The 19,939-nt window shown below is 68.3% G+C and carries 20 protein-coding genes; 3 read left to right on the forward strand and 17 right to left on the reverse strand.

What is annotated here, in order from left to right; translation table 11 throughout:
* Nucleotides 1-81 precede the first annotated feature (81 nt).
* The 8 genes from HUW53_RS18540 to HUW53_RS18575 all read right to left on the reverse strand — a co-directional run bounded on the left by HUW53_RS18540 (nucleotide 82) and on the right by HUW53_RS18575 (nucleotide 7,902).
* Nucleotides 82-1,443, reverse strand: a complete 1,362-nt coding sequence (locus HUW53_RS18540; RefSeq protein WP_237347243.1) for an MFS transporter — start codon at nucleotides 1,441-1,443, stop codon at nucleotides 82-84.
* A 134-nt stretch (nucleotides 1,444-1,577) separates the two neighbouring features.
* Nucleotides 1,578-2,363, reverse strand: coding sequence for a 1,6-dihydroxycyclohexa-2,4-diene-1-carboxylate dehydrogenase (locus HUW53_RS18545; protein WP_237347244.1), 786 nt, complete (start codon nucleotides 2,361-2,363; stop codon nucleotides 1,578-1,580).
* The gene (gene benC / locus HUW53_RS18550; RefSeq protein WP_237347245.1) at nucleotides 2,360-3,382 is read right to left on the reverse strand and encodes a benzoate 1,2-dioxygenase electron transfer component BenC; all 1,023 of its coding nucleotides are present in this window, start codon (nucleotides 3,380-3,382) and stop codon (nucleotides 2,360-2,362) included. The genes HUW53_RS18545 and benC overlap by 4 nt, the downstream gene beginning before the upstream one ends.
* A 13-nt stretch (nucleotides 3,383-3,395) precedes the next feature.
* Complete coding sequence (benB, locus tag HUW53_RS18555) at nucleotides 3,396-3,887, reverse strand: benzoate 1,2-dioxygenase small subunit (protein WP_237347246.1); 492 nt, start codon at nucleotides 3,885-3,887, stop codon at nucleotides 3,396-3,398.
* A gap of 73 nt (nucleotides 3,888-3,960) precedes the next feature.
* On the reverse strand, nucleotides 3,961-5,349 hold the full coding sequence (gene benA / locus HUW53_RS18560) for a benzoate 1,2-dioxygenase large subunit (RefSeq protein ID WP_237347247.1): 1,389 nt from the start codon (nucleotides 5,347-5,349) through the stop codon (nucleotides 3,961-3,963).
* Between the two features lie 88 nt (nucleotides 5,350-5,437).
* Nucleotides 5,438-6,379, reverse strand: coding sequence for a catechol 1,2-dioxygenase (gene catA / locus HUW53_RS18565; protein WP_237347248.1), 942 nt, complete (start codon nucleotides 6,377-6,379; stop codon nucleotides 5,438-5,440).
* A gap of 44 nt (nucleotides 6,380-6,423) precedes the next feature.
* Nucleotides 6,424-6,714 (reverse strand): muconolactone Delta-isomerase, encoded by a 291-nt coding sequence (gene catC, locus HUW53_RS18570; protein WP_237347249.1) that lies wholly within the window; start codon nucleotides 6,712-6,714, stop codon nucleotides 6,424-6,426.
* A 3-nt stretch (nucleotides 6,715-6,717) separates the two neighbouring features.
* The gene (locus HUW53_RS18575; protein ID WP_237347250.1) at nucleotides 6,718-7,902 is read right to left on the reverse strand and encodes a muconate/chloromuconate family cycloisomerase; all 1,185 of its coding nucleotides are present in this window, start codon (nucleotides 7,900-7,902) and stop codon (nucleotides 6,718-6,720) included.
* A gap of 73 nt (nucleotides 7,903-7,975) precedes the next feature.
* Here HUW53_RS18575 and HUW53_RS18580 point away from each other — a divergent pair, with 73 nt between their 5' ends.
* Nucleotides 7,976-8,908 carry a LysR family transcriptional regulator gene (locus HUW53_RS18580; RefSeq protein WP_237347251.1) on the forward strand — a complete coding sequence of 311 codons (933 nt, stop codon included), beginning with the start codon at nucleotides 7,976-7,978 and terminating at the stop codon, nucleotides 8,906-8,908.
* Between the two features lie 23 nt (nucleotides 8,909-8,931).
* Here HUW53_RS18580 and pcaD read toward each other — a convergent pair whose 3' ends face one another.
* From pcaD to HUW53_RS18600, 4 genes are read right to left on the reverse strand one after another with little or no spacing between them, the layout of a single operon-like run.
* Nucleotides 8,932-9,729, reverse strand: a complete 798-nt coding sequence (pcaD, locus tag HUW53_RS18585; protein ID WP_237347252.1) for a 3-oxoadipate enol-lactonase — start codon at nucleotides 9,727-9,729, stop codon at nucleotides 8,932-8,934.
* Nucleotide 9,730: 1 nt separating this feature from the next.
* Nucleotides 9,731-10,939 carry a 3-oxoadipyl-CoA thiolase gene (gene pcaF, locus HUW53_RS18590; RefSeq protein WP_237347253.1) on the reverse strand — a complete coding sequence of 403 codons (1,209 nt, stop codon included), beginning with the start codon at nucleotides 10,937-10,939 and terminating at the stop codon, nucleotides 9,731-9,733.
* Nucleotides 10,940-10,956: 17 nt separating this feature from the next.
* Nucleotides 10,957-11,727: a CoA-transferase subunit beta gene (locus tag HUW53_RS18595; RefSeq protein WP_237347254.1), complete on the reverse strand. Its 771-nt coding sequence runs from the start codon at nucleotides 11,725-11,727 to the stop codon at nucleotides 10,957-10,959.
* A 3-nt stretch (nucleotides 11,728-11,730) separates the two neighbouring features.
* Nucleotides 11,731-12,597: a CoA transferase subunit A gene (locus HUW53_RS18600; RefSeq protein ID WP_237347255.1), complete on the reverse strand. Its 867-nt coding sequence runs from the start codon at nucleotides 12,595-12,597 to the stop codon at nucleotides 11,731-11,733.
* Between the two features lie 112 nt (nucleotides 12,598-12,709).
* Between HUW53_RS18600 and HUW53_RS18605 the strand changes: the two genes are divergently transcribed.
* The gene (locus tag HUW53_RS18605; RefSeq protein WP_237347256.1) at nucleotides 12,710-13,504 is read left to right on the forward strand and encodes an IclR family transcriptional regulator domain-containing protein; all 795 of its coding nucleotides are present in this window, start codon (nucleotides 12,710-12,712) and stop codon (nucleotides 13,502-13,504) included.
* Nucleotides 13,505-13,671: 167 nt separating this feature from the next.
* On the opposite strand, the gene HUW53_RS18610 is transcribed toward HUW53_RS18605, so the two are convergent.
* The 5 genes from HUW53_RS18610 to HUW53_RS18630 all read right to left on the reverse strand — a co-directional run bounded on the left by HUW53_RS18610 (nucleotide 13,672) and on the right by HUW53_RS18630 (nucleotide 19,809).
* The gene (locus HUW53_RS18610; RefSeq protein ID WP_237347257.1) at nucleotides 13,672-15,753 is read right to left on the reverse strand and encodes an oxidoreductase; all 2,082 of its coding nucleotides are present in this window, start codon (nucleotides 15,751-15,753) and stop codon (nucleotides 13,672-13,674) included.
* A gap of 107 nt (nucleotides 15,754-15,860) precedes the next feature.
* Nucleotides 15,861-17,357: an aldehyde dehydrogenase gene (locus HUW53_RS18615; RefSeq protein WP_237347258.1), complete on the reverse strand. Its 1,497-nt coding sequence runs from the start codon at nucleotides 17,355-17,357 to the stop codon at nucleotides 15,861-15,863.
* A gap of 18 nt (nucleotides 17,358-17,375) precedes the next feature.
* Nucleotides 17,376-18,050, reverse strand: coding sequence for a DUF1028 domain-containing protein (locus HUW53_RS18620; RefSeq protein WP_237347259.1), 675 nt, complete (start codon nucleotides 18,048-18,050; stop codon nucleotides 17,376-17,378).
* Nucleotides 18,051-18,054: 4 nt separating this feature from the next.
* Nucleotides 18,055-18,471, reverse strand: coding sequence for a RidA family protein (locus HUW53_RS18625; protein ID WP_237347260.1), 417 nt, complete (start codon nucleotides 18,469-18,471; stop codon nucleotides 18,055-18,057).
* A 51-nt stretch (nucleotides 18,472-18,522) separates the two neighbouring features.
* Nucleotides 18,523-19,809 (reverse strand): flavin-containing monooxygenase, encoded by a 1,287-nt coding sequence (locus HUW53_RS18630; RefSeq protein ID WP_237347261.1) that lies wholly within the window; start codon nucleotides 19,807-19,809, stop codon nucleotides 18,523-18,525.
* On the opposite strand from HUW53_RS18630, the gene HUW53_RS18635 reads away from it, so the two are divergent.
* Complete coding sequence (locus tag HUW53_RS18635; protein WP_237347293.1) at nucleotides 19,751-19,927, forward strand: hypothetical protein; 177 nt, start codon at nucleotides 19,751-19,753, stop codon at nucleotides 19,925-19,927. The genes HUW53_RS18630 and HUW53_RS18635 overlap by 59 nt on opposite strands.
* Nucleotides 19,928-19,939 lie beyond the last annotated feature (12 nt).

Consider the following 19,939-nt stretch of genomic DNA (forward strand, 5'->3'; position numbering starts at 1 on the left):
CTTTGGGCGGCGCGCCGGTCGTTTCAGCGGATACGCGGGGCGGGCCGACGCGAGCCCCTCGTCGGAGGTGGGCGCGAACCGTCAGGCCTCCTGGGGAACGGGCGCCGCCTCGGGCGCGCGACCGCCCTGAAGCCGGCCCTTCAGGAAAATCGCAAGGCCCGCCACCAGCGCCGGCGCCGCGGCGATGGCGAAGATGGTTTCGAAGCCCCAGTTGAAGGACAGCAGCAGGCCGCCCAGCATGGAGCCCACCACCGAGCCCGAGCGGCCGATGCCATTGGCCCAGCTCACCCCGGAGGCGCGGCTTGCGGTGGGGTAATAGGCCGCCGCGAGGGCATTGATGCCGATCTGCGAACCGGCGATGCAGAAGCCCGCGCCGAACACCGCCAGCGGCAGCAGGCCGGGCACCCCCGCCGAAGCGCCGATGAGGGTGACGCACACTCCGCCGCCCACATAGGCGCCACCGAGCAGCGTATGGGGATTCATCCGGTCCATGAACAGGCCCAGCATCACCCCGCCCAGCGTGCCGCCCAGTTGCAGCAGCATGGTGACAAGCGCCGCCTGCTGGATCGAGGCGCCCGAGCTGTTGATGAAGGTCGGCAGCCAGTTGGTGAGGAGATAATAGACGAGCAGGCTCATGAAGAAGGTGAGCCACAGCAGAAGCGTGCCGCCAACAAGAGCACGCGAGAACAATTGGGTGACCGGCAAGCCCTTGGCCTTCTGCGGGCCGATGAAGACGGCCCCGGCAAGGTCCACCGCAGGTGCGATGCGCGACAGGTAGCGGGCCGCCTTGACCGAGCGCGGATCCTTCAACACCAGGAAGCGGATGGATTCCGGCAGCAACGCCCATAACGCCAGCGCGACCAGCAACGGCACCGCGCCGCCCACCAGCAGCACCGAGCGCCAGCCGTGCTCCGCCACAAGCTGCGCGGCGAGCAGCCCGCCCATGGCCGAACCGAGGGTAAAGCCGCAGAACATCACCGTCACCAGGAAGGAACGCTTGCGTTGCGGACAGTATTCCGAGGTGAGCGTGATGGCGCTCGGCATCGCCGCGCCGAGCCCGAGGCCGGTGACGAAGCGCCACCAGGTCAGCTCGGTGATGGAGTGCGAGAACGCCGCCCCCAGCGAGGCGAGGCCGAAGAAGAAGACGGAGAACACCAGCAGCGGCTTGCGGCCGAGCCGATCGGCGAACGGGCCGATCACCAGCGCCCCCAGCATGAGGCCGAACAGGCCGGCGCCGAACATGGGCCCGAGGGTGGCCGGCGTAAGCTGCCATTCGGCGCGGATGGCCGGAGCAATGAACGCCGCCGCGGCGGTATCGAACCCGTCCACAGCGACGATGATGAAGCACAGGACGATAATCAGAAACTGAAAGCGCGAGATGGGGCTGTCGTCGATCAAGTGCTGGATATCGACGGTTCTTGAAGCAGATCTTTCTGTGGACATGGCCGTTTCCTCTCCGTGGGTGCAGGCTTGCTCTTCTGTCGGAGCACACGCCGATCCTCCCGCCCGGCGACGTGCCGGGCGGATCGGACGGTTTTGTCACCGGTTGGCCACCGGCGGGCGGGGGCCGCCGGATCTCAGCCGAGGTCGCCGCCGCCGACGGGCAGGGTGACACCGGTGATGTAGGAGGCCTCGTCGGACGCCAGGAACAGGATCGGCGCCGCCTGCTCGGCAAGCGTGCCGTAGCGCTTCATGAGGCTGGATGAAACGGTCTGGTCCACGATCTCCTGATACCAGGCCTCCTCCGCCACCGTGCGCTGCGCGCCATTGCGGGGGATGCGGCGCGCCGGCGCCTCGGTGCCGCCGGGGGCGGTCGCCACGATGCGGATGCCGCGCCCGGAATATTCGAACGCCAGCGACGCGGTGATGGCGTTCACCCCGCCCTTGGCCGCCGCATAGGGCAGCCGGTGGATGGAGCGCGTGGCGATGGACGACACATTCACGATCACCCCCCTCCCCTGCGCCAGCATCACCGGCAGCACGGCCCGACACCCCCACAGGGTGGGGTAAAGGGAGCGGTTGATCTCGGCGATGATCTCCGTTTCCGCATAATGCTCGTAGGGTTTGGCCCAGATGGTGCCGCCGACGTTGTTGACCAGGATGTCGATGGCCCCGAAGCGGGCGGTCGCGGCCGCCGCGAGGGCCTGCGCGCCGGCGAAGGCTTCGAGGTCCACCGTCACCGCCTCCACCTCGGCGCCGAGCGCCGCGATCTGCGCGCGGGTCTCTTCCAGCAGGGGCGAGCGATCTGCGACCACGAGGCGGGCGCCCTCGGCGGCGAAACCCAGCGCCACCGCGCGGCCGATGCCCTGGGCGGCGCCCGTGACCAGCGCCACCCTGGCCGTGAAGCGGGAGGGCCGGGTCATGCCGCCTTGGCCTCCAGACCGGGAGAGAACCGCTCGTAATGGAATGCGGCGGGGGTGATGCCCAGCGCCTGCACATGGGCCCGCACCGCATCCACCATGGCGGGCGGCCCGCACAGATAGGCATCCACCGCGCCGCCCGCGAGATGCTCCGGCGCAAGATGGTGGGTCACATAGCCCTTGCGCGGATGGACGCTGGCCGGATCGGCGACGCAGGTCGCGAAGGTGAAATGGGGCAACCGCGCCGCGACCTGTTCCAGCCGGTCCAGCAGCACCAGATCCGCGTCGGCGGTGACGCCGTAGATGAGGTGGGCGGGCACCGGGAGCCCGTCCCGCGCCAGCAGATCCAGCATGGCGAGGACCGGCGCCAGACCGGTGCCGCCGGCCAGGAACAGGAGCCGCCGCGTCACCGGCCGCAGGTAGAAGGAGCCCATGGGCGCGGTGAAGGTGAGGGCGTCGCCCACCCGCGCCCGCTCCGACAGCCAGGTGGACATGCGCCCGCCGGGGATGTTGCGCACCAGGAATTCCACGTGCCCCTCCCGCGGCAAAGCCGAGAAGGAATAGGCGCGCACCTCGCCAGTTCCCGGAACCGACAGGTTGGCATATTGCCCCGGCAGGAAGGCGGGCGCGCCGCCCGTATCGAGCGCGATGGAAAAACCGATGGTGGAGGCCGACAGCCGCTCAAGCCGGGCGAGGCGCCCGGAAAAGCGGGAGACCCCGGCCTTGCACAGGGCCGAGCTGGCGGCGATCTTCACCACGCAGTCGCTTTTCGGGCGCATCTGGCAGGTGAGCACATGGCCCGCCGCTGCCTCGTCCGGCGTGAGCGCGTCCTCGATATAGTCGCCCGCGTCATAGGCACCGGATTCGCAATAGCTCTTGCAGGTGCCGCAGGCACCGTCCCGGCAGTCCAGCGGCACGTTGATGCCGGAGCGGTACGCCGCATCCGCCACCGTCTCCCCCTCGTCGCAGGAGACGAAGCGGGTCACCCCATCCTCGAAGCTCAGCGCAATCGTGTGGCTCATCGCCGCCTCCCGCTCAGATGTGATAGATGTCGACCACCTGGTGGATGTAGTCGTTCTTCAGAACCACCTTCTTATTTTTGATCCTGAAGTCGTTGCCGCTGGTGTCGAGCGTGTAGAATGATGACCCGAAATAGGTGTCGGTCATCTTGTAGCGATAGCTCAAGGTGAACCAGTTGAAACGCAGGGCCACGGTAGCGGCGGTCTCGTCCAGGATCTCGATGTTGGTGAGATTGTGCGAGGTGCGCGGCTCCGGCAGGCTGGTGGCGCTGGAACGCTCCGTCTTGATGCGGAACACCCGGTCCTCCAGGCCCTGGCGCTGGCCGTAATAGATAAGGGAAATGTCCTTCTGCGGGTCTTCGACCAAGGCGTCGTCGTCGTCCCAGGACGGCATCCAGAAGATGGCGTCGGGCGCATAGAGCAAGAGCCAGTTGTCCCAGTCCTTGTCGTCGAGATAGCGGGCTTCGCGATAAAGGAAGGCCTCCACGGCCTCGCGTGTCACGTTCATCTGGTCCTCCCGGCGGTGGCGCATTCTGCGTGCGGCGACCGTCTGTGCTGCGCAGGTTCGGTTCGGGTGCGGATCAGGCGTCCGCGTCGGGGCTCTCCCGCCGCGCGGCGCGGGCGAGCGTGTCCTTCCAATACTGGTGCTGGAGCATGAACAGGCCCTCATCCTCGGTCTTGGCGCCGGAGAGCAGGGGCTTGAGGCCGATGGCGGCGGCACCCGCGTCGGCGCCCTCGATCCAGTGCGCGGCGCCGCGCGACAGGTCGTTCCAGGCGGCGGCCGTCGCCATGAACCCCATCTGACACGAGCGGAACTCTTCCAGATCGTCGGGGGTGGCCATGCCGGACGCGTTGAAGAAGTCCTCATACTGGCGGATGCGCCGGGCGCGCGCCTCCGCGCTCTCGCCCTTGGGGGCGATGCAGTAGATGGTGACCTCGGTCTTATCCACGCTGATCGGCCGGAAGGTCCTGATCTGCGAGGAGAACTGGTCCATCAGATAGACGTTGGGATAAAGGCACAGGTTGCGCGAGCGGCTGATCATCCAATCCGCCATGGCTTCGCCGAATTTGTCGGTCAGCTCCGCCCGGCGCTCGTACAGCGGACGGTCTTCGGGATTGGCCCAGCGGGTCCACAGCAACAAATGGCCGTGATCGAAGGAGTAGAAGCCGCCGCCCTGCTTGGCCCAACTGCCGGCATCCATGGCGCGGACCACGTCCACCCCCGCGGCGGCGGCCGCCGCCGCCTTGCGGTGGTTGGTGGTGGCCGCATAGTTCCAATGCACCGAGGTGACGTGATAGCCGTCGGCGCCGTTCTCCGCCTGGACCTTCCAATTGCCGTCGAACACATAAGTGGAGGCGCCGCGCAGCACTTCGAGGCCCTGCGGCGACTGGTCCACGATCATGTCGATAATCTTCGCCGCCTCGCCCAGGTGCGCTTTGAGCGGCTTGACGTCCCCCTTCAGCGCGCCGAACAGGAAGCCGCGATAATTCTCGAACCGCGCCACCCGGACGAGATCATGGGAGCCGTTGGCGTTGAAGCCGTCCGGATAGCCGGCGCCGTCCGGCTCCTTGGTCTTCAAGAGCTTGCCGGTGTTGGAGAAGGTCCAGCCGTGGAACGGACAGGTGTAGGTGGACTTGTTGCCCTTGCGGTGACGGCACAGCATGGCGCCGCGATGGGAGCAGGCATTGACGAGCGCATGGAGCTCGCCCTTGCGGTCGCGGGTGATGACGATGGGCTGACGGCCGATGAAGGTGGTGTAATAATCGTTCGGGTTGGGGATCTGGCTTTCGTGGGCAAGATAGACCCAATTGCCTTCGAAGATGTGTTCCATCTCCAGCTCGAAAATGTCCGGGTCCGTGAAGATGTCGCGCCGGCAGCGGTAGAGCCCCTGGGCGGGATCTTCCACCACGGCGGCCTCGATGCGTTCGGCGAGCGCCGCCTCGTCGGTGATGGGGGCGTGAGCGTTCATGGCGTGTCCTCCCTCCGCCGCGGCACGCCGCCGTTGGCAGGCGGCGACCTCGGGGATGTTTTGTGGTTGTTGAAGACGGGCGGGCGCCTCAGGCGGCGGCGCGCGGGCGGCTGACCTCGGTGCCCACCACCCCCTCGGCATCGAGGGCGATGGAGAAATCGAAGTCGATGGCCGCGAACGGCTTGTTGAGGCCGCGCGCATGGATCTCCACCGCGTCGCTCACCCGCTTCACCGCCGGAATCAGCCCCTCGCGGGTGCCGAAGGCGAAGTCGGTGTGCAGATATTCATCGCCCTCGATGTTGATCTGTGTGGTGAGCTTGCGGAAGCCGGGCGCGGTCACGAAGAAATGGATGTGGGCCGGGCGCTCCGCATGGCGGCCGAGGCTCTCCATCAACAGGCGGCTCTGGGAGCCGGGCGGGCAGCCATATCCGGCGGGCATGATGGTGCGGAAGGAATAGGTGCCGTCAGCCAAGGTCTCGATACGGCGGCGCAGGTTGAAGGCCGGCTGGCTGGGATCGAAATGGGAGTAATTGCCCATGGTGTTGGCGTGCCACACGTCCACGATGGCGCCTTCGACCGGCCGGCCGTCCGGTCCGCTCACCCGGCCCTGCACGAACAGCACCTCGCCGTCGTCGGAGCCGTCGTCGAGCCGCGCGCTACCCTTAGCCAGCGGCGCGCCGGCCACATAGAGCGGCCCTTCGATGGTGCGCTGGGTGCCGCTGTCGAGGCCGGCCCGGCGCTCCTTCTCGTCGAGGCGAAGGTCGAGATAGTGCTCCACCGCGATGCCCGGTACGATGAGGCCCAGCTCGTTGCTCTGGCCCGCCTTGGCAAGGTAGGTGACGCCCGCCCAGAACTCGTCCTGGGTGATGTCGAGATCATCGATGGCCACCATGAGGTCGGCGGTGAGGCGGCGCACGATCTCCTTGAGGCGGGGATTGCCGCCCGGCGCGTCATGGCCCGCGGCGCGATCCGCGAGGGCGGCGATGATGGTCCGGTCGATAATGTTCTTCTGGCTGTCGTTCTTGGACATTTGGCGTTTCCTCCGAAGCAGTCAAATACGTGTTCAGACGTGGGTCAGGTGTCGTCCTCCCGGATGGATGAGGGATGGCGGCACAGCGGAGCCACCGCGATTTCCATGAACGGAAACAGCGGCAGGGTGGACAGGACGTCGTGCAGCTCTTGGGGGCTGCTCACGTCAAAGATGGAGATGTTCGAGTATTGGCCGGCGATGCGCCAAAGATGCCGCCAGACGCCGGCGCGCTGCAGCTCCTGGGCGCGCGCCCGCTCGGTGGCCTTGAGCGCGTCCGCTTCCGCCAACGGCAGGTCGCGGGGCAGCTTCACGTCCATGCGCACATGAAACAGCATGGCTCAGGCTCCCGCTGGAGTGACGGCGCGCACGAGGGTGCGCCGCGCCCCGTCGCGCCGGAAGTGCTGCACGCGCGCCTCGTCGAGGGCGATGCCCAGGCCCGGCCCGCGCGGCACGGTCAATTCGAAATCCGAATAGTCCAGGGGCTCGGCCAGGATGTCCTCGGTGATGAGGAGGGGGCCGAACAATTCGGTGCCGAAGGCCAGGTGCGGAAAGGCCGCGAACAGATGGGCGGCGGCCAGGGTGGACACCGCGCCTTCCAGCATGGTGCCGCCATAGAGCCCGATGCCCGCCGCGTCCGCGATGGCGCCCACCCGGCCGGCGGCGAGCAGGCCGCCGGCCTGCTCGATCTTCACCGCGAACACATCGGCGGCGCGCGCCTGGGCGAGATCGAAGGCGCTGGCCGGCCCCTGCAACAATTCGTCCGCCATCACCGGCACGAGGCCGCGGGCGGTGAGGCGGGCGAGCGCCGCCGCCGAAGACACCGGCTGCTCCACCAGGTCGCACCCGGCCTCCGCGAGGGCCTTGAGGCCATAGGCCGCCTCGCTCTCGCTCCACGCCATGTTGACATCCACCCTGACGCTGGCGCGATCGCCCAGCGCCGCCTTGATGGCGCCGACGTGGGCCACATCCCGGCGTACCGGATGACGGCCGATCTTGAGCTTGAAGATGCGGTGGCGCCGGCGCTGGAGCATCTCCTGCGCCTCGGCGATGTCGCGGGCGGTGTCACCGGACGCCAGCGTCCAGGCGACGGGCAGGCGGTCCCGCATCCGTCCGCCGAGCAGCTCCGACAGCGGCAGGCCGCAGCGCTTGCCCTGGGCGTCGAACAGCGCCGTCTCCACCGCCGATTTCGCGAAATGATTGCCCTTCACCACCTTGCCGATGGTGGCCATGGTGGCCTGGATGCGGGTGGGGTCGCAGCCGGCGAGGACCGGCGCCATATAGGTGTCGATCGTCAGCTTCATACCCTCGGGGCTCTCCGGCCCGTAGGCGAGCCCGGCGATGGTGGTCCCCTCCCCGAGGCCCACGATGCCGTCCGACATATGGAGCCGGACCAGCATCAAGGTCTGCCCCTCCATGGTCGCAACCGAGAGCCGGTGCGGGCGAATGGTCGGCAGATCGACGAGAAAGGTCTCGACTCTGTCGATCTTTGGCGCTTGCTTGGAAAGGGTCGCATGTATCGTCATGCGATTTTGATACGCGCCGAAAAGGCGGAAATCCAAAACCGAGTTGGTCAAATAAAATACCCAGAGGGTATAGATGGACATCCGCCATCTTCGTTATTTCGTCGCCGTCGCCCAGGCGCGCAGCTTCAGCCGCGGCGCCGAGCGGCTCCACATCGCCCAGCCGCCCCTGAGCCGGCAGATCCAGGCGCTGGAAGAGGAACTGGGCGTACAGCTCATCGATCGCTCGGAGCGGCCGCTGAAGCTGACCGAGGCGGGCCGCTTCTTCTACGAGCAGGCGCTGCAGATGATCGGCCGCATGGACCAGATCCGGCAGGCGACGCGCCAGCTCGGCCGCTCCGGGCGCGGCATCTTCGTCATCGGCTGCGTGGCCTCCACCCTCTATGGCGGCATGCCGGACCTCGCCCGGCGCATCCGCCGCCTGTGGCCGGACCTCGAGATCGAGCTGGAGGAGATGATCTCCTCCCAGCAGGTATCGGCGCTGAAGGAAGGCCGCATCGACGTGGGATTCGGGCGGGTGCGGGTGGCCGACCCCGCCATCGAGCGCATCACGCTGCGCGAGGAACGCCTTGTGCTCGCCCTGCCCCTCGACCACCCCAAGGTCGGCGGGCGCACCGCTCTACCGCTGGCAACGCTGGAGGAGGAACGCTTGATCCTCTACCCGTCCGAGCCGCGGCCGAGTTTTGCCGACGAGGTGCTGGCGCTGCTGGGTGACCGCAACGTGCGGCCCGGCGCCATCCAGGAAGTGCGCGAATTGCAGATGGCCCTTGGCCTGGTGGCGGCCGACGCCGGCGTCTCCATCGTGCCCGCGGCCGCCCAGCGCCTGCGCAGCTATGATGTGGCCTACCGCCACTTCGACGACCCGCGGATGGTCTCGCCCATCATCATGAGCTACCGCGCCCATGACACGTCCGGGCGCATCGACGCCATCAAGCAGTTGATCCGCGAGATGTACGCCGACCGTCCGGACTGGCTTCAGTTGTCCGAGAACCGCCTGTTGCCGCCATGAGGGGCCACGGCGGCGGACCGGTCTCAGCCCAGGGCGTCGAGGAGCGCGGCGGTGAATGCCGCCGGCGCCTCGATGTTGGACAGGTGCGCCGTGTCGAGCTCCACGATGCGCGCGCCGGGAATGGCGTCAGCGAGAAAGCGGCCCTGCTCCGGCGGGGTCGCCGGATCGTGCGCGCCGGCGATGACCACGGTCGGCACGCGGATGAGCGGGGCCGTGAGGCGCAGATCCATGTCGCGGATGGCGGCGCAGCACGCGGCATAGCCTTCCACCGGAGTGGCCAGCAGCATGTCGCGCACCGAGGCCACCTGGTCCGGCACCCGCGCCACGAACTCCGGCGTGAACCAGCGGGCGATCGCCGCATCCGCCAGGGCCGCCATGCCGCCGGCCCGCACCGCGCCGATGCGACTCTCCCAGCCCGAAGGCGGACCCATATGGGCGGCGGTGTTGGCGAGCACCAGCCGGTCCAGCCGCTCCGGCGCGCGGGCGCCCAGCCACTGGCCGACCATGCCGCCCTTGGAGAGGCCGCAGAAGCCCACTCGGTCGAGCCCCAGGGCATCGAGCAGCTCCACCACGTCGCGGCCGAGCCGGTCCATGCCGTAGGCGCCGGCGGGGGCGTCCGAGCGGCCGTGGCCACGGCTATCGTAGCGCAGCACCCGGAAGCGCTGGGTGAGCGCGGGCATCTGCGGCGCCCACATCTCGAAGCTGGTGCCAAGCGAGTTGGAAAGCAGCAGAACCGGCGCTTCCGCCGGTCCGTCGAAACGGTAGGCGAGGCGGCAGCCATCGCCGAGGGTCACGATATCGAAAGCGTCCGTTTCGGTCATGTCACACCCGCTCCAGCGCCACCGCCACCCCCTGCCCCACGCCCACGCACAAGGTGACGAGGGCATAGCGCGCACCCGTCTGCTGGAGGGTGCGCGCGGCGGTGAGCGCGATGCGCGCGCCACTCATACCCAACGGATGGCCGAGCGCAATGCCCCCGCCATGCCGGTTCACCCGCTCCTCGGACGGATCGACCCCGAGCTGGCGCAACACCGCGATCACCTGGGAGGCGAACGCCTCGTTGATCTCGATGACGCCGAAATCGTCCATCTTCAGGCCGGTGCGCGCCATGAGCCGCTGCGTGGCCGGGACCGGCCCGACGCCCATGACGCGCGGCTCCACCCCGGCCGAGGCCATGGCCACGATGCGGGCCAGGGGCGCGAGGCCCTGCGCGCGGGCCTCGTCCTCGGACGCGACGAAAAGAGCCGCCGCCCCGTCGTTCACGCCCGAGGCGTTGCCGGCGGTGACCGTGCCGCCCTCCTTGCGGAACGGCGTCTTCAGCTTGGAAAGCCCCTCCAGCGTGGTGTCGGCTCGGGGGTGTTCGTCCACAGCGAACGGGACGGACCGGCCCTTGGCGTCCTTGGCCTCGACCGGCACGATCTCGCCGGAGAAGAAGCCGGCCGCCTGGGCGGCGGCGCAGCGCCGCTGGCTCTGGAGGGCGTAGGCGTCCTGCTCGGCGCGGCTCACCTGGAACAGCGCGGCCACGTTCTCGCCGGTCTCCGGCATGGACTCGACGCCGTATTGCGCCTTCATCAGCGGGTTGACGAAGCGCCAGCCGATGGTCGTGTCCTCGATCTGGGCGGCGCGGGCGAAGGCGCTCTCCGCCTTGCCCATGACCAGGGGCGCGCGGGTCATGCTCTCCACCCCGCCGGCGATGACGAGGTCGGCCTCCCCAAGGCGCACCGCGCGGGCCGCCTGGCCCACCGCCTCCAGGCCCGAGGCGCACAGGCGATTGACGGTGACCCCCGGCACGGAGGCGGGAAGGCCGGCGAGCAAGAGCGCCATGCGGGCGACGTCGCGATTGTCCTCCCCCGCCTGGTTGGCGCAGCCGAGGATCACCTCGTCCACCGCTTCCGGATCGAGCTGCGGGTTGCGGGCGAGAAGCGCCTTGATCGGCACCGCGGCGAGGTCATCGGCGCGGGTAAAGGCCAGCGCGCCGCCGAAGCGGCCGATGGGGGTGCGAACGGCGTCGCAGATGAAGGCTTCAGTCATTTGGGCGTTTCCAGGGTTCAGGCTTGTCCATGGGCGGCGCGGGTGCGCGCCTGGAGGGCGCGCAGCACCTCCAGTTCCTCCACCGTGGGCGCCGGGGTTTCGTCCAGCGTGGGCGCGAACTTGAGCGCCCAACCGGTGTTTTCGACCACGCTCTGCCGCGTGACGCCGGGGTGAAGGCTCACCACGGTGAGCTCGCGTGTCTCGGGGTCCGGACGCAGGATGGCGAGATCGGTGATCACCTGGGTCGGTCCCTTGGTGGTGACGCCGAGCCGCTCGCGGTCGCCCTTGCCCCGGCCATGGCCGATGGAGGTGACGAAATCGAGCTTGTCCACGAAGCCGCGCTTGGTCTGCTTCAGGATGATGAACACCTCGCCGCAATTGGTGGCGATCTCGGGGGCGCCGCCGCCGCCGGGCAGGCGGGTGGTGGGCTTGTCGTAGGGGCCGACCACGGTGGTGTTGAGATTGGCATAGGCGTCGATCTGCGCCGCGCCGAGGAAGCCCACTGTGATGCGCCCGCCCTGGAGCCAGTAAGCGAACATTTCCGGCACCGAGACGGTGGCGAGCGCGGTCTCGCACAATTCGCCGTCGCCGATGGAGAGCGGCAGCACGCTGGGCCGGGTGGCGATGGTGCCGCTCTCATAGATCAGCGTGATGCCGGGGGCGTGGGTGAGCCGGGCGAGATTGCAGGCGGCCGAGGGCGCGCCGATGCCCACGAAGCAGACGTCGGCATTGGACAAAAGCCGCGCGGCGGTCACCGTCATGATCTCGGTGGAGGTGTAGTGGCTCATGGGTCAGGCCGCCTTGTTCGCGGTGGCGGCGCGGGCATGGGGCGCGAACGCCTCCGGCCCCTTGCGCATCACATGCTCTTCCATCCAGGCGGCAAACGCCGCGCGGTCGCGCGAGATGGCGTCCCAGCCGATGTAGAAGGCGTTGTTGCGCGGGTAATAGCCATGGGCATAGGAGGGGAACGCCCCGCCCGGCACCTCGACCACCGCCGTGATCGCCCAGCCGGGGATGATGCAGGCATTGGCATGGGTGGCGCCGCGCAGGTCGTCCACCATCTCCTCGACCGTGACCAGGGACCGCTTGGCGGCAAGCACCGCCTCCTTCTGCACGCCGATGATGCCTTCGATCAGCACATTGCCCTCGCGGTCCGCCTTCTGGGCGTGAATCACCGCCGCGTCGGGCCGCACCGACGGGACCGTCGCGAGCACCTCGCCCGTATAAGGACAGGTGACGGACTTGATGGCCGGGTTCACCCGCGCCAGCTCGGCGCCGCGATAGCCGCGCAGCACCGCGAACGGCAGGTTCGCGGCCCCCGCCGCATAGGCCGCCGCCATGGCCGCATGGCTGTGCTCCTCGATTTCGATGGGGCGCGGCCAGCCCTGCTCCACCGCCTCCCGGATGCGATGGGCCGAGCCCACGCCCGGATTGCCGCCCCAGGAAAAGGTGAGCTTCGCCGCCATGCCGCAGCCGATCATCTGATCGTAGAGAATGTCCGGCGTCATGCGGATCAGACCGAGATCGCGGCGCCTCTGGCGGATCACCTCATGGCCCGCGGCATAAGGGATGAGATGGGTGAAGCCCTCGAACGCGACGCTGTCGCCGTCGCGGACGACCTCCTCGCAGGCGTCGGCAAGGGAGAGAAACCGGGCCATCGCAGATTCCTGATTGACCGATAATCGTACATTATGTACGATATTCGATAGTCAACGTTAGGCGAGCGCGATGGTCAAGAGAAAAGACGCAGGCGAAGGTGCCCCCGCGCCCATGCCCGCCCCATCCGCGGCCCTTGACCGCTTCGCGGGCGACCCGGACTTCATGCTGTCCCTCGCCCGCGGGCTCTTGGTGCTGCGGGCGTTCGAGAAGGAGGCGAAGCTCACCATCGGGCGCGCGGCGGCCCTCACCGGGCTCCCTCGACCGGCGGCGCGGCGCTGCCTCTACACCCTGGAACAGCTCGGCTATCTGGCGGCGCGGGACGGCGAATGGCAGTTGCGCCCGCTGCTGCTGTCGCTGGCGCGCGCCTATCTCACCTCGACCCGCTTCGCGGAGGCCGCGCAGCCGCGCCTCGACCAGCTGCGGGATGAAGTGGGCGAATCCTGCTCGATCGGCGTTTTCGACGAGGGCGAGGTGGTCTACATCGCCCGCTCCGAGACGCAGCGCATCATTTCCATCGCGCTCTCGGTGGGCAGCCGCCTGCCGGCCTATTGCACCTCCATGGGCCGGGTGCTGCTGGCCGCCTTGGAGCCGGCGGCACGCGCGGCCTATTGCGCGGCCGCGCCGTTTCCGGTGCGCACGCCGTTCACCCTGACAACCGCCGACGCCATCGCGGCGGAGCTGAAACGGGTGGACGAGGCCGGCTATGCGGTGATCGACCAGGAAATGGAGATCGGCCTGCGATCCATCGCCGTGCCGGTTCGCGACCGGACGGGCAAGGTGGTGGCGGCCCTGAACGTGGGGGTCGCCTCCAGCCGGACGGCGCCGGAGGACCTCATCGCCCGCATCCTGCCGCGCCTTCAGTCCGCCGCCGAAGAGATGCGCGAACTGGCCGGCCTCGGCCTATAGCCCTGCACCGGCCGCGCCCGTGGCGTGCATGGCTCACGCGTGCGCACGCCCCATGCGCATGCGCACAATACCATCGGCCCCGGTCTTTGACCGGCGCCAAGTCAGCCCGCGCGAACGCCGCGCGGGCTTGACCAAAGGCCCTCGGGGCAAGCCCCCGGACGCCCCCATCACAGCGGGCCGAGCGCCGTCACCTCCCGGCGGAAGGGCAGCGCGTCGCCGGGATCGGGCATGTCCAGCTCGCGGGCATAACGGTGGCCGGCATAGGTGGCCCAGGCGATGGGCGCGGGCGCGGCGGCGTCGCCGAGCACCTTCACCGATGAGATGCCGGCATCGGCCCAATCCGCGCGGCGCTGCAGAAGGTCTTGAAAAAGCAGGTCGTCTGAGATCCGGGACGCGACCATCACCACGCCATCGCAGGCCAGCGGCCGGCGCCCATCGGTATAGACGCAACGGGTCTCCACCGTGTCCGCCGCGATCGCGGCGATGCCGGTGTTGAGGCGGATCTCGACGCCCAGCCCCGCCAGACGCACATGGATCGCGCCCTGCTCCAGCGTGTTGCGCGTCCAGTCGGAGACATAAGCCGACGGCGTCACCAGGACGACCTTCGCCCCGGCCTTGGCCATGACCTCGGCCATGACGCCGCCCATGTAATAATGATCGTCGTCATAGACCACGACGGTCCGGCCCCTAAAGTCCTGCGGAAAAGCGCCCGCCATCACGTCGTCGGGGGTCCATAGGGGCATCGCCGGATCGATCGGCATCGGCACCACATGCTGGCGCGCGACCCCATCGCGGCGCCAGTGCGCGCCGGTGGCGATGGCGATATGCTGGAAGCCGAACGCCAGGATGTCGTCCACCGTCAGGCGGCTGTCGAAATAGGTCTCGACATTGGAACGCTGCGAAATCTGATACTGGCGGTAGTCCACCACGCGCCCCCAGGCGGCGAGGCCGGGCAGCAGCCGCTCGCGCGCAACGCGCCCGCCCAGCACGGTGCCGGCCTCGGCCAGGGCCACGTCATAGCCGCGTAGCGCCAGCGCCCGCGTCGCCTCGAGCCCGGCCGGGCCGGCACCCACCACCAGCACGGTCGTGCTCTCGCCCTTGGGGTTCATCCGCTCGGGATGCCAGCCCTTGCGCCACTCCTCCATAAAGGTCGGATTCTGGGTGCAGCGGCTGATGGACATGGTCATGTCGCCGGTGATGCAGATGTTGCAGCCGATGCACTCGCGGATGTCCTCGATCCGGCCTTCCTCCACCTTCCTGGGAAGAAACGGATCGGCGATGGAGGGACGGGCGCAGCCGATGAAGTCAAGGATGCCCTGCCGGATCATGCGCGCCATGACATCGGGCGAGGTGAAGCGCCCGACCCCCACCACCGGCCGGGACGACAGCTCGCGGATGCCCTTGACCAGCACCTCCTGCGCCGCCTCCTCCTTGAACCGGGAGGGGCCGGAGCAATCCTCCCAGGCGCCGTGCGCCAGGTCCCAGAGGTCGGGCAGATCGGCGTTCATGGCCACATATTCGCGAACCTCGGCATTGGAGAAGCCGAGCGTGCCGATGGTCTCATCGAGGCTCACGCGCATGGTGAGCGCCATGGTGTCGCCAACCGCGTCCCGGATGTCGGCCACCACCTCTTGCGCGAAGCGCGAGCGGTTCTCCAGGCTGCCGCCATATTCGTCGGTGCGCTGGTTGGTGGCGCGCGACAGGAAATGCTGGAAGATGCCGAAGCCGTGCGCGCCATAAAGACAGATCAGGTCGAAGCCGGCGATCTTCGAGCGTTTCGCCGCATTCACGAACCAGCGGCGCAGGTTGCGGATGTCGGTCTTGTCCAGGGCGCGGGCCTGCACCGGATCGTTGGTGAAGGTGCGGATGGGCAGGGCGGACGGCGCCAGCGGCACCTCCTTGGTGTAGAAATTCGGGCCGTTGATGCCGGAATAGGCAAGCTGGATGCCGGCCAGCGCGCCATGGGTCTTCATCGCGTCCGACATCCGGCGCAGGGCCGGAATGTCCTGGTCTTCCCACAGGCGCAGCTCGATGAAGGGGGTGATTTCCGAGCTGTGGTGCATCTCGGTCTGCTCGGTGAAGATGACCCCCCACCCCCCTTCCGACTTGATCCCCCGCATGGCGGCGGCGGCCGACGGATCGCGATAGCCTCCCCCATTGCAGTGGGGCACCTGGTAGAAGCGGTTCTTCGCCGTCAGCGGCCCGATCTGCCGGGGCTCGAAGAGGATATCGTATCTCGCGTCGCGCATCGAAGCTGTTCCTGGCGCCCTCTGCCGGGCGGCGCTGGGTGAAAAGGGAGGCTCCGCGCCGCCACCGTCGGCGGCATCAGGACAGCGGGCCCCGAAAGGCGGCGGCCTCAGCTCTTGTACTTGATCCAGGTGGTCTTCAACGCCGTGTACTTGTCCAGCGCATGCAGCGACAGGTCACGGCCGAAGCCCGATTGCTTCATCCCGCCGAACGGCGTCTGAGCCGAGAGCGCATCCACCGTATTGACCGAAACCGTGCCGGCATGGAGCCGCTCGGAAACCCTCAAGGCGCGGCTGAGGTTGTCGGTCCAGACCGAGGCGGCAAGGCCGTAGATGGAGTCATTGGCCATGCGGATGGCCTCTTCCTCCGTATCGAAGGCGACCACCGAGAGCACGGGGCCGAAAATCTCGTCCCGCGCCAAGGGGTCATCGGGCCGGACCTCGTCGAAGATGGTCGGCGCAACGAAGCACCCCTTGCCGTCGATATGCACCCGCGCGCCGCCGGTGACGAGGTTGGCGCTGGCCTTGCCCGCCGCGATGAAACGCATGATGCCCTGGGTCTGCTTCTCATCGACGATGGCGCCCATCTTCGAGGCGGGATCGAGGGGATCGCCCGGCTGGGTGGCGTTCGCGCGCGCGATCAGCTTTTCCACCAGCGCATCCTTGATGGAGCGCTCCACATATAGCCGCGAATTGGCCGAGCACACCTCGCCTTGATTGAAGAAAATGCCGAACGCGGCCATGTCCGCCGCCGCATCGAGATCGGCGCAGTCGGCGAAAATTAGGTTCGGGCTCTTGCCCCCGGTCTCGGGCCACACCTGCTTCAGGTTCGACTGCCCGGAATACTGCATGAACAGCTTGCCCACCTGCGTGGAGCCGGTGAAGGCCAGGCAGTCCACGTCCATATGCAGGCCAAGCGCCTTGCCCGCCGTCGCGCCGAAGCCGGGGACGACATTGAACACGCCGTCGGGAACGCCCGCTTCCGCCGCCAGTTCCGCCAGGCGCAGCGCCGAGAGCGGGGATTGCTCGGCCGGCTTCAGCACCACCGAATTGCCCGCCGCCAGGGCCGCCGCGCTTTTCCAGGTGGCCATGTCGAGGGGAAAATTCCACGGCACCACCGCCCCCACCACGCCCAGCGGCACCCGGCGCACAAGCGCCAGATCGCCGGCCGCCGTGGGCGCCACCTCGCCATAGAGCTTGTCGATGGCCTCGGCATACCACTGGAAGAAATGGGCCGATCCCGGCACGTCGATGGTGGCTGCGTCATGGACGAGCTTGCCCATGTCGAGGCTGTCGGTGAGGGCCAGCTCTTCGAGATGGGCCCGGATCAGCTCGGCGAGGCGCAGCAGCACCGCCTTGCGCTCTCCCGGCGCCCGGCGGGACCAGCGCCCGTCCTCGAACGCCCGGCGCCCGGCCGCAACCGCGCGGTCCACGTCGGCTGCGTCGCACGCGGCGACCTGCGCCAGCACCTGCCCGGTGGCGGGGTTGATGCTGTCGAAGGTCTCACCCGACACGGCATCGACGAACCGGCCGTCGATGAAGGCCTGCCGGCGGAAGCTGATGCGCGCCGCGCGCGCCTTCCAATCCTCGTAAGTGTCGTTCCGCATGGCCTGCCTCTTCCTGTCTCACGCGTCTCCGGGAACGCCGTAGGACGGCGCCTCCCGCGGGTCGAGGGCGCGCTGGATATAGGCGCCCAACTGCGGCTTGTAGATGCTCCAGGCGGTGGCGACCGCCGCCACCGGACACTCTTGCGTCCAGTCGCAGCGCAGATCGGCGACCGGCCAACTGAGCTGGTCCACGATCTTGAGCCCCGCCGAATGGACCGGCCCCGCCTCCCCGCCGGCGGCAAGGCCCGCCCGCAGCGCGGCGACGAGCCGGTCGCCCAGATGGCCGGAGCTGCTCAAGAACTCTTCGACCATGGCCTGCGGGACGCCGTCATGGGCGAGCAGGTTTCCGCCCGCGGCCACGTTCTCGGCCTGAGCCGAGGTCCAGATGCCGAGGGCGTTGGCACCGGAATGAACGGCGCTCATCCCGTTCCGATCCACCGCCAGCACCTGCCGGTAGTCCATGAACCGGCTGCGCCGGCGCAGCTCGCCGATCGCCTCCGCCGCGCTCATGCCGCCCTCCATGAGATCGAGCGTGAGCGGGCCCAGCGCCGGGTCCGTCACGTTCTGGGAGGCCACCGCCCCCACCCCCGCGCGGGCATGAGAGCACCGCGCGGCGACCGCCGGCGAAGACGATGAGATGACCATGCCGAACATGCCGGTCTGCGGGCAACGCGCCACCAGGGAAAAGGTCATCGGATCACTCCGGAATGACCGCGGTGCCGTCGATCTCCACCAGCCACTCGGGCCGGGCCAGGGCGCTCACCACGAGCCCGGTGGAGACCGGATGCACGCCCTTGATGTATTCGCCCATGGTGCGATAGATGGCCTCGCGGTGACGCACGTCGGTGATGTAGACGACCACCTTGACCAGGTGCTCCATGCTGCCGCCGGCCTCCTCGATCAGCTGCTTCATGTTCCGCATGACCTTGTGGGTCTGCTCCACCGGATCGTGGCTGTCGATATTGACCGCGTCGTCGAGATTCTGCGGGCACTGGCCGCGCAGCCACACGATCCTGCCGCCCTGCGTCACCACCGCCTGAGCCAGATCGTTGTCGAGCTTCTGCTCGGGGTAGGTGTCCTTGGTGTTGAACTTGCGAATGCGGGTGTGCGCCATTGCGCTCTCCATGGGATCTCGGGTTGAAGCCGCCGGAACGGACCGATTCACTCAGACGGTTTCAGGACGCCGCTGGGCGGCATCGCGGTAGGCGGCATAACTGCGCTGGATCACGATCTGGTCGGCCAGATACTTGGCATCGTGCCACACGCCCCAGATGAAGCTTGAGCCGCGCCGCGACTGCCAGGGCAGCCCCAGGAAATAGATGCCCGGCTCGGTGGAAACGCCGCGCTGATGCTTCGGCTTCCCGCTCTCGTCGCACGCATCGACCTTCATCCAGCCATAGTCGAGCGCGAAGCCCGTCGCCCAAATGATGGTGGTGATCCCCGCCTGCGCGAGGTCGAGGGCGAGGATGGGATCGGTCACGCAATCCGCATCCGGCACCCGCGTGCGCGCCTCCGGCTCCACCGGCAGGTCGAGGCCGTTGCGGGCGATATAGGCGTCGGCCTCGTCCAGCAGCGAGCGATAATTCTCATCCCCCTGCGCCAGATTTGCGGCAAGATCGGGCGCGAAGGTCAGCGCGCCGCCCACCCAGCCCTGCGTCCGCCCGACCAGGGTCATGCCCTGCGCGGCGAGGCGCCGGAAGTCGATGGTATGGCCGCCCTGGGCGCCGCTCACCGCGATCGTCACATGCTCCTTGCCGGGTTCCTGGGCGGCGGCGTCCCACTTGCCGAGCACGCCGAGCCACCACACGAAATCGCGGCCGCGATAGCTCCGGGGCGGACGGTCGTGCGGCCCGACCGAAAGATAGACGCGCCGGCCGGACGCCAGGAGTTCTTCCGCGATCTGGACGCCCGAGGAGCCGGCCCCCACCACCAGCACCGCGCCGGCCGCGAGCTGCGCCGGATTGCGGTAGTCGACGGAGTGCATCTGCGCCACCCCCGTCTCGGCGGGAACAAGCGCGGGGATGATGGGGCGCTGGAAGGGGCCGGTCGCGGCCACGATGCGATCGGCCTCGATCACGCCGGCCGAGGTTTCGACACGGAAACCGGGGCGTCCGGCATTCCGCTCCACCTTCAGGACTTCGACGCCGCAGCGCACCGGCGCCGCGATCTTCTCGGCATAGGCGACGAAATAATCAGCGACCGCTTCCTTGGCCACGAAGTCGTCCGGACCCGACATGGGGTCCACATCGGAAAACGAGAGATCGGGGAACCGATCGTGCCACGCCGGCCCGTTGGCAACCAGCGAATCCCAGCGCTCGGAGCGCCAGCGCTCGGCGATGCGGGAGCGCTCCAGGACCAGATGGGGCACGCCGCTCCGCCTCAAATGCGCGCTCATGGCCAATCCGGCCTGCCCCGCGCCGACGATCAGCGTATCCGTCTTTTCAACCGACATTTCTCATACCTCGCTCGTCCTCAAGGACTTCCAGCGGGAACCCCAAGGCTTCATGGTCAATCTATCGACCGCCCTGGATCATAAAAAATATGATTTTCTTTGGCAGTGCTTCGGATGATCCTAAACATGC

The sequence above is a fragment of the Xanthobacter agilis genome, assembly GCF_021730435.1.
Taxonomy (GTDB): Bacteria; Pseudomonadota; Alphaproteobacteria; order Rhizobiales; family Xanthobacteraceae; genus Xanthobacter; species Xanthobacter agilis.